We start from the raw sequence: 8125 nt of genomic DNA on the forward strand, positions 1-8125 counted from the left end.
AGCGATAGGTGCGCGCCACCTCGAAGGTTCGCGCCGTGCGCGGCGCAAAATCCTCGATCAGGCAGATTTTTGCGGTGGTGCCGCCCATGTCGTAGGAGACGACCTTTTCCAGGCCGAAGCGACGGGCGATATCGGCGGCGAAAATCGCGCCACCCGCCGGGCCGGACTCGACCAGCCGTACCGGGAATTCCGAAGCGGTCTCCACCGAGATCAGGCCGCCGCCCGAATGGATCATGAAGACGGGGCACTCGGCGCCCATGTCTTTCAGCCGTGTCTGCAGGCGCGCGAGATAGTCGGCCATCTGCGGCCGCACATAGGCGTTGGCTGAGACCGTGTTGAAACGCTCGAACTCGCGCATCTGCGGCGAGACTTCGGCGCTGATCGAAATCGGAATAGTCAGCTTCCTGGAGAGGATCTCGCGCGCCCGGCGCTCGTGGTCCGGATTGGCGTAGGCATGGATGAAACCGATCGCCACCGAGCCGAAATTGCCGGCCGCGATCCGGTCGGCGATCGATTCGAGGGTGGCTTCGTCGAGCGGCTGCAGTTCCTGGCCCTCGGCGCCGATGCGGCCCTTGACGGTAAAGCGGTGCTCGCGCGGGATCAGCGGCGTCGGCAGTTGCAGGTTGAGATCATATTGCTCGAAGCGGTTTTCCGTCCGCATCTCGATCACATCGCGAAAACCTTCGGTCGTGACCAGAGCGGTTTTCGCCCCGCGTCGCTCGATCAGCGCGTTGGTGGCAAGCGTGGTGCCGTGGATGATGATGCCGATCTCGGCCGCCGAAATGCCGGCATCGCGGATGACCATGTCGATGCCGTCAAGTATCGCCTGCTCGGGCGCCGCATAATTGGTCAGCACCTTGGTTGAAAACATCTCTCCCCTGACATCGAGCGCGATGTCGGTGAAAGTGCCGCCAATGTCCGCGCCAAGGCGGATGTCGTCTGCTCGGGAGGTCATGCCATGGCCTCAGGGAAGAGAATGCTGCGTCACACACTTAGCGGCAAGCGAACCGGGCTTGCCTTTCGGCTTATACCTGAACTCCAGCGGGCCGATGCGAAATCAAGAAATGCAGCTCATTCGAAAGTTCTTCTTTCCTGTCTCCCGCGCCGGAACGTTGGTCTCGCGGCACTTGTCAGTCCGAAAGCGGAGTCGGTTTCGGCAGGGAAACCTTGAGGTCGCTGCGCCAGTCTTGCTGGGCCAGCCATCGATGAAGCGCGGCCACGGGCTTGACGCGCAGATGCCCGCGCGGAACGACGAGATAGAACCCGGGAACTTCTTCCGGCCGCATATCGGCAATGGCCTCGCGGCCGATCGGCGCGACCAGCGCGCCGGAGCGGAAGTCCTCCTCGGCGTCGATCACGGAGACCAGGCCCACACCGATGCCTTGCAGGGTCGCCCGGCGCATCGTCGCCGCATCGTCGAAGCTGACGCTGCGGTCGCCGTCGGTCAGCGCCACGCCCAGGTGCCGCAATATGTCCGGCCACAGTCGCTTCGACTTGACCGTGTCGAGCAACGTGAACTTCGTCAGGTCCTGCGGCGACTTGATCTTCTCGCCGATCGCCGGCGTGCAGCAGATGATCTTCGGGTCCGGCACCAGGAGCGTCACCTCATAGTCCGGCCAGTTGCCGTAGCCCCACTGCACCGCCATGTCGATGTCGTCGCGACCGAAGTCGGGCAGGTCGACCATCGTCGTCAGGCGCAGGTCGGCGCCAGGCAGTATCTCGCGGAACAGCGACAGCCTCGGCAGCAGGTAGTGCGTGGCGAAGTATGGACTGGCGTTGAGGTTGATGCGGTCCCGGTGGTTCGACTTGGTGACGCGACGAACGCCTTCGGAAAACTCCTCGAAGCCGGCCTTCACGTAATGCGAAAGAAGGATCGCCGACTCGGTCAGTTCGATCGAGCGGCCCTTGCGCTCGAACAGCGTCACCTCCAGCGTGTCTTCCAACAGCTTGATCTGCTGGCCGACGGCCTGCGGCGTGACCAGAAGCTCGTCGGCAGCCTGCCTAAAGCTCTTGTGCTGCGCGACGGCGTGGAAGACGCGAAGCGCATTGAGCGAAGGAAGGCGAAGCTTGCCGCTCATCGTAAGTCCGCCTCCTTCCGTTCGAGACCCGTATCATGCACCGCCGAACCTCAACAGCCGCTGGCTATCGAAATGATTCTAAGCGTAGATGTAACCACCTGAAACAATGACGTTTTCGCCGGTCATGTAGGTGTTCTTCGGACCTCCGGTCATCAACACCCATTCGGCAATCTCGGTCGGCTCGGCGCCGCGCCCGAGCGGGCTTGCCTTGGCCAGTTCTTCCAGGAAGCCGAGGGCCTTCGCCTTCTCGGTGGCCATGCCGGCCGGCGCCACGGAGTTCACCAGGATGCCGTCCTTGGCGACGTGATGGGCAAAGGAGCGCGTCAGGCTGACGACGGCTGCCTTGGTCGCCGCATAATGGGCGTTCTGGGGATGCGCCTTGAAGGCGTCAACCGAGGTCAGATTGACGATGCGGCCGCGCACCTCGGCTTTCGGCTCCTGCGTCTGCATGTGGCGAACCGCTGCCACCATCATGTGGTAGGTGCCCTTGATGTTGATGCCGTTGGAGGCGTCCCAATCGGCGTCGGTGATCTCGAGCAGCGGGCGGCGCGGATAGATCGCGGCGCAGTTGATCAGCGTGTCGACGCGACCGAGCTTGGCCACGATGGCATCGAAGGCGGCATGGCATCGCGGGCCGATCTGGATGTCGCACGTCGCGGTGGCGACAGGCAGGCCCTTGGCCCTTGCCGGATCGAGCGCGCTCTCCGCCGCTTCCTGGTTGATGTCGATGATGCCGATCTTGGCCGCCCCGGCCTCGACAGCCATCTTGACCAGGAGGGCGCCGAGGCCGGCGCCGCCGCCAACGATCAGAACGGAAAGATCCTTCATTCCACTATCCCTTACTTGGTGCCGCTCGGCGAGGTCGGCCATGTCGGCATAATGTCGAAACGGGTGACGTCGGCCCATGCCGGCAGCGCGAGCACGGCGACGACCATCCTGGCCACGTCATCGGGCTGCACCACCTTGCTGGCGTACATGGCGGCGCGCGCCTTGGCGTCGAGGATATCCTGGTAGAGCTGCGTCTCGACGCGGCCGGCGACGATCTCGGTGACGCGTATGCCGGAGGGCGACAGGTCGGCGCGCAGCGCACCGGCAAAGCCGGAGATCGCCGCCTTGGTGGCTGCGTAGACGGCGATGTTGGAAAATGCCGTGTGGCCGGCGACGGAGCCGGTGAACAGGATATGGCCCGACTGCCGCTCGCGCATCTGCGGCACGACGAGGCGGGTGAGCAGGATAGCGGCGCTGAGGTTCACCTCCAGCGTTGCGTCGATGTCGGCGATCTTCATGTCCGCGAAATTGCCGAGCGGCGGCATGATGCCGGCATTGTTGATCAGCACATCGATGGTGAGATCCGCCAGCACCGATTCCAGCGCCTCGCGGTCGGTGACGTCGACGGCAATCGGCACGATGCCCGGCCGCTCGGCCTGCAGTTCTTTCAGCGCCGCCTTGCTGCGGCCGACCGCGTAGACCTCATAGCCGGCATCGCTCAAGGCGATCGCGATCGCGCGTCCTATCCCGCTCGTCGCCCCGGTGATGAAGGCTGTCGTCACTTGGGCTTCCCCATTTGCGGCTTCCCATTTGCCTGGATTTCAGTCTGCGGCGCGGGCCAGCGCCGCGAAACCAAGAAAACCAGCAAAAAGGAAAGATGAACTTTCGAAAGCTGGTGTGGCGTTTGAACGTTCCACGCCAGCTGCGCCATTTTCAACGCCGTAAAGCAAAGAAATACAATGCTTTCGGCGTGCCGGAGAGGAGCTCCTGCCGGCCGATCGAACAAAAACATAGCTTTCCCACCCGCGTGGTGGACCCGCCGACAGCGGTCTTTCATCTTGTGAAGGCGAGGTCGCCCGGTCTCAGGTCCGCTCAGGCCGCGTAACGTGCCATTGCGGGCTGCCTCGACCACTGGGCGTACCAAGTGTCGAAGAGCTTGAGCTGTGCTTCGGCAAAGCCGCGCTGGCTGTCGGTCAGCGCATCGGTCTCGTTGAAGTGCAGCCTGTATTCGGGATTACCCTTCAGCACCATCATGTGCTTGAAATAAAGCACCAAGTCCGGGCCTTCGTCGAACGAAGACAGCACGGCGAGCGCGGCATCGAGCTCCTGCGCAAGCCGGCGCGCTTCGGCGTCGCCCTTCGCCGCGGCCTGGCTGAGGCCCGCCAGATGCAGCACTTCCTTCGGCAGCACGTTGCCGATGCCGGTGATCGCGCCGGAGGCTCCGCAGTTGACGAAACCGTGGAAGACGGCGGTGTCGACGCCGATCATCAGCGCGACCTCATCGTCGCGGCTGGTGATGTTCTCCGCCGCGTAGCGCAGATCCGACGGGCCGCCGAACTCCTTGAAGCCGACAAGGTTCGGATGTTCGGCGCGCAGCGCGAAGAAGAGGTCGGCGCGCGTGGCAAAACCGTAATAGGGGCTGTTGTAGATGACCGCCGGCAGGTCGGGGGCGGCTGAGAGGATCGCCTTGAAATGATGGCGCTGCGCGGTGACCGACGGACCGCGCGACAGAACGCGCGGGATCACCATCAGGCCGCGGGCGCCGACCTTCTGCGCATGCGCAGCATGAGCCACGGCGCTGGCCGTGTTGACGGCGCCGGTACCGACGATCACCGGCACGCCGGCCTTCACCAGGCGCTCGACGCCCTGCATGCGCTGCTCGTCGCTCAGCAGCGGCCAGTCGCCCATGGAGCCGCAATAGACGACCGCAGACATGCCGGCAGCGATCAATTCGCGTCCCTTGCGCACCAGGGCGTCGAAGTCGGGAAGCCGGTCATCGGTGCAGGGCGTCATCAGCGCCGGCATGCAGCCGGAAAAAACGTTGGCGGTCATTTGGGATTCTCCTTGAGGCTGGCACGCAGATTGATCAGTTTGTCCCGAAGCAGCACCGCTTGCCAAGCGGATAGTGGCGGCCGACAGGGAGAAACGAACAATGCGTAGCAGGACCAGCATCCGCGTCGTCAGCTGCCATGCCGAGGGTGAGATCGGCGACGTCATCGTCGGCGGCGTGCTGCCGCCGGCAGGCCGCACGATGATGGAAAAGATGATCGCGATGGAGCGCGATCACGATCATATCAGGCGCATGCTGATCTGCGAGCCGCGCGGCAGCGTCGCCCGCCACGTCAATCTCCTGGTGCCCTCGACGCGCGAGGATTGCGCCGCGGGCGCCATCATCATGGAGCCGACCGAATACCCGCCGATGTCGGGCTCCAACACGATCTGCGTCGCCACGGTGCTGCTCGAGACCGGAATGGTGCCGATGCAGGAGCCGGAGACACGCTTCAAGCTCGATATGCCGGGCGGCGTCATCGAGGTCAACGCCGAATGCCGCGACGGCAAATGCCTGTCGATCACCTTCCGCAACGCCCCCGCCTTCGCCGAACGCCTCGACGCGAATATCGAGGTCGAGGGGCTGGGAACGCTGAAGGTGGACATCGCTTACGGCGGCATGTTCTACGCCATCGTCGATGCACCCGCGCTAGGTTTATCGGTTACGCCCGACGAGGCGCGCGAACTGGCCGTGGCCGGCGAGAAGGTTCGCCGCGCCGCGCGCGAGCAGCTCGATGTCGTCCATCCTGAATTCGACAATGTGCGCGGTGTCTCGATCGTGCAGTTCGCCATGCCGTTCCAGGGGCCGGGCAAGGTCACGCGCAACACCTGCATCGTCTCGCCCGGCCGTTCCGACCGCAGCCCGACCGGGACCGGCACCTCGGCCCGCATGGCCGTGCTGCACGCGCGGGGCCAGATGAAGGAAGGGGAGGTGTTGATCCATGAATCGATCATCGGCTCGCGCTTCACCGGCAGAATTGTCGGCTTGACCGAAATCGCCGGACGCAAGGCGATCGTTCCCGAGATCACCGGCCGTGCCTGGATCACCGGCGAGCACAACTACTATCTCGATCCGACAGATCCCTATCCGCAAGGCTATGTGCTGTCGGACACCTGGGGCACCTCGACCTCGGTGACGCAATAGAACTTCTTGCAACGGCGTCGCCTTGGAGCTCGGGCACCCGGAGCCTTTTTGTTCAAACGCAGGGGCATTGCGCTTGCATATGCTCGGCGGACTTGCAGGGAGGCGCCCGCTCTGATTCCCTGCGCTTGGTGGGGATCACCTGATTCGTGTGCTCGTTGCTCCGGTTCCGCATCGTCGTGCGGCGGAGCAGCGGGCGCTTTCGGTAGAAAGATGAAAAAATGACCGCCAAGCCGGAAATCCTGGAGATGAGACCCAAGATTACCGTCGTCGGGGTCGGCGGTGCCGGCGGCAACGCCGTCAACAACATGATCGCCGAAGGTCTGCAGGGCGTCGAGTTCGTCGTCGCCAACACCGACGCCCAGGCGCTCACCATGTCAAAGTCGTCGCGGCTGATCCAATTGGGCGCGCATGTCACCGAGGGCCTGGGCGCCGGGTCCTTGCCCCAGGTCGGAAGTGCGGCCGCGGAGGAATCCATCGATGAGATCATGGATCATCTGGCGGGAACGCATATGTGCTTCATCACCGCCGGCATGGGTGGCGGCACCGGGACGGGTGCCGCGCCCGTGATTGCGCGCGCCGCGCGCGATGCCGGCATTTTGACAGTGGCCGTCGTCACCAAGCCTTTCACGTTCGAAGGCAAGCGCCGGACCCAGGCGGCCGAGGAAGGCATAGAACGCCTGCGCGAAAGCGCCGACACCGTGATCGTCATCCCGAACCAGAACCTGTTTCGGGTCGCCGACGCCAGGACCACCTTCGCCGACGCTTTCGCCATGGCCGATCGCGTCCTCTACGCGGGCGTCGGCTGCATCACGGATCTCATCGTCAAGGAAGGCCTGATCAATCTCGATTTCGCCGACGTGAAATCGGTGATGCGGGACATGGGCCCGGCAATGATGGGAACGGGCGAGGCCTCCGGAGAGGGACGCGCAAGAACGGCAGCCGAGGCGGCGATAGCCAATCCGCTGCTGGACGAAGCCTCCATGACGGGCGCCAGGGGGCTGCTGGTGTCGATCAGCGGCGGTATGGACATGACGCTGTTCGAGGTCGATGAGGCCGCGACGAGGATACGCGAGGAGGTCGACGCCGATGCCGACATCATCGTCGGCGCCATCTTCGACCAGTCCCTGGCCGGGAAGTTCCGTGTGTCGGTCGTCGCGACGGGACTGCGCAAGAGCGCGAGCGTGATGCAGTTCGAGCAGAGGATCGCCTGACCCACCGCGATTCTCGAGCGCGCCGATGGCGCGGCGCAAATAGGCTGATGCCAGCTTCCGACGGCGAATAGATCCCTGGCCGCCAGATTTCGACAGCCTGCGCACTTACACGCGCGCCTCTTCGTCGCTAACTTTCATGCCACGGCATACAGTCGCGGCTGACGGGAGAGGCTCACATGAAAAGCTTCGTCTACAACGCCCAGCCAGCACGCGTCGTCTTCGGATCAGGCACGATCGCAAGGCTCCCGGAGGAGATCGACCGGCTCGGGCTGAAACGTGTGCTGGTCCTGGCCACGCCGCCGCGGGAGGCCGATGCCCGGCGCCATGCCGAGTTCCTCGGCGACAGGGCAGCCGGCGTCTATGCCAAAGCGACGATGCATACGCCGGTGTCCGTCACCGAGGACGCGCTGCGGGTCGCGGCGGAACTCCAGGCCGACGGGCTGGTCGCGGTCGGCGGCGGCTCCACGACGGGTCTCGCGAAGGCGATCGCCTTGCGCACCGACCTGCCGCAGATTGTGATGCCGACGACCTATGCCGGCTCGGAAATGACGCCGATCCTCGGCGAGACGAAAGATGGCGTGAAGGTCACCCAATCGAGCCCGAAGGTGCTGCCGGAAGTGGTGATCTACGACGTCGACCTGACGATGACGCTTCCCGCTTCGTTGTCGGGAACAAGCGGCATGAACGCCATCGCCCATGCGGTCGAGGCGCTCTATGCCAGGGAAAGCAACCCGGTGATAAATCTGATGGCCACCGAAGCCATCGGCGCGTTGGTGAGCGCCTTGCCGGTCATTGCCGGGAACCCGCATGACCGCGACGCGCGTTCCGAGGCGCTTTACGGCGCCTGGCTCTGCGGCATCTGCCTCGGCTCGGTC

9 protein-coding genes are annotated in these 8125 nt (G+C 64.3%); 3 read left to right on the forward strand and 6 right to left on the reverse strand.

Annotation, left to right across the window (positions count from 1 at the left end):
• The 6 genes from EOA24_RS19870 to EOA24_RS19890 all read right to left on the reverse strand — a co-directional run.
• A partial coding sequence (locus EOA24_RS19870; RefSeq protein WP_133374554.1) for a hydantoinase/oxoprolinase family protein occupies positions 1–955 on the reverse strand: 955 nt, incomplete at its 3' end.
• Between the two features lie 175 nt (positions 956–1130).
• Positions 1131–2078: a LysR substrate-binding domain-containing protein gene (locus EOA24_RS19875; RefSeq protein ID WP_127409993.1), complete on the reverse strand. Its 948-nt coding sequence runs from the start codon at positions 2076–2078 to the stop codon at positions 1131–1133.
• Between the two features lie 78 nt (positions 2079–2156).
• Positions 2157–2906, reverse strand: coding sequence for an SDR family oxidoreductase (locus EOA24_RS19880; protein ID WP_126081835.1), 750 nt, complete (start codon positions 2904–2906; stop codon positions 2157–2159).
• 11 nt (positions 2907–2917) lie between these two features.
• The gene (locus tag EOA24_RS19885; protein ID WP_126081836.1) at positions 2918–3628 is read right to left on the reverse strand and encodes an SDR family oxidoreductase; all 711 of its coding nucleotides are present in this window, start codon (positions 3626–3628) and stop codon (positions 2918–2920) included.
• Positions 3625–3777, reverse strand: a complete 153-nt coding sequence (locus EOA24_RS41690; RefSeq protein ID WP_189354044.1) for a hypothetical protein — start codon at positions 3775–3777, stop codon at positions 3625–3627. Before EOA24_RS41690 ends, EOA24_RS19885 begins: the two co-directional genes overlap by 4 nt.
• 161 nt (positions 3778–3938) lie before the next feature.
• Positions 3939–4898, reverse strand: a complete 960-nt coding sequence (locus tag EOA24_RS19890; protein WP_126081837.1) for a dihydrodipicolinate synthase family protein — start codon at positions 4896–4898, stop codon at positions 3939–3941.
• Between the two features lie 100 nt (positions 4899–4998).
• Between EOA24_RS19890 and EOA24_RS19895 the strand changes: the two genes are divergently transcribed.
• The 3 genes from EOA24_RS19895 to EOA24_RS19905 all read left to right on the forward strand — a co-directional run.
• A complete protein-coding gene (locus EOA24_RS19895; RefSeq protein WP_126081838.1) occupies positions 4999–6039 on the forward strand; it encodes a proline racemase family protein in 1041 nt (346 codons plus the stop codon).
• Between the two features lie 218 nt (positions 6040–6257).
• Positions 6258–7250 carry a cell division protein FtsZ gene (gene ftsZ / locus EOA24_RS19900; RefSeq protein WP_042647517.1) on the forward strand — a complete coding sequence of 331 codons (993 nt, stop codon included), beginning with the start codon at positions 6258–6260 and terminating at the stop codon, positions 7248–7250.
• Positions 7251–7426: 176 nt separating this feature from the next.
• Positions 7427–8125, forward strand: a 699-nt coding sequence (locus tag EOA24_RS19905) for a maleylacetate reductase (RefSeq protein ID WP_133374555.1), incomplete at its 3' end; no start/stop codon positions are given.

This window comes from Mesorhizobium sp. M2A.F.Ca.ET.039.01.1.1, assembly GCF_003998035.1.
Classification (GTDB): Bacteria; Pseudomonadota; Alphaproteobacteria; order Rhizobiales; family Rhizobiaceae; genus Mesorhizobium.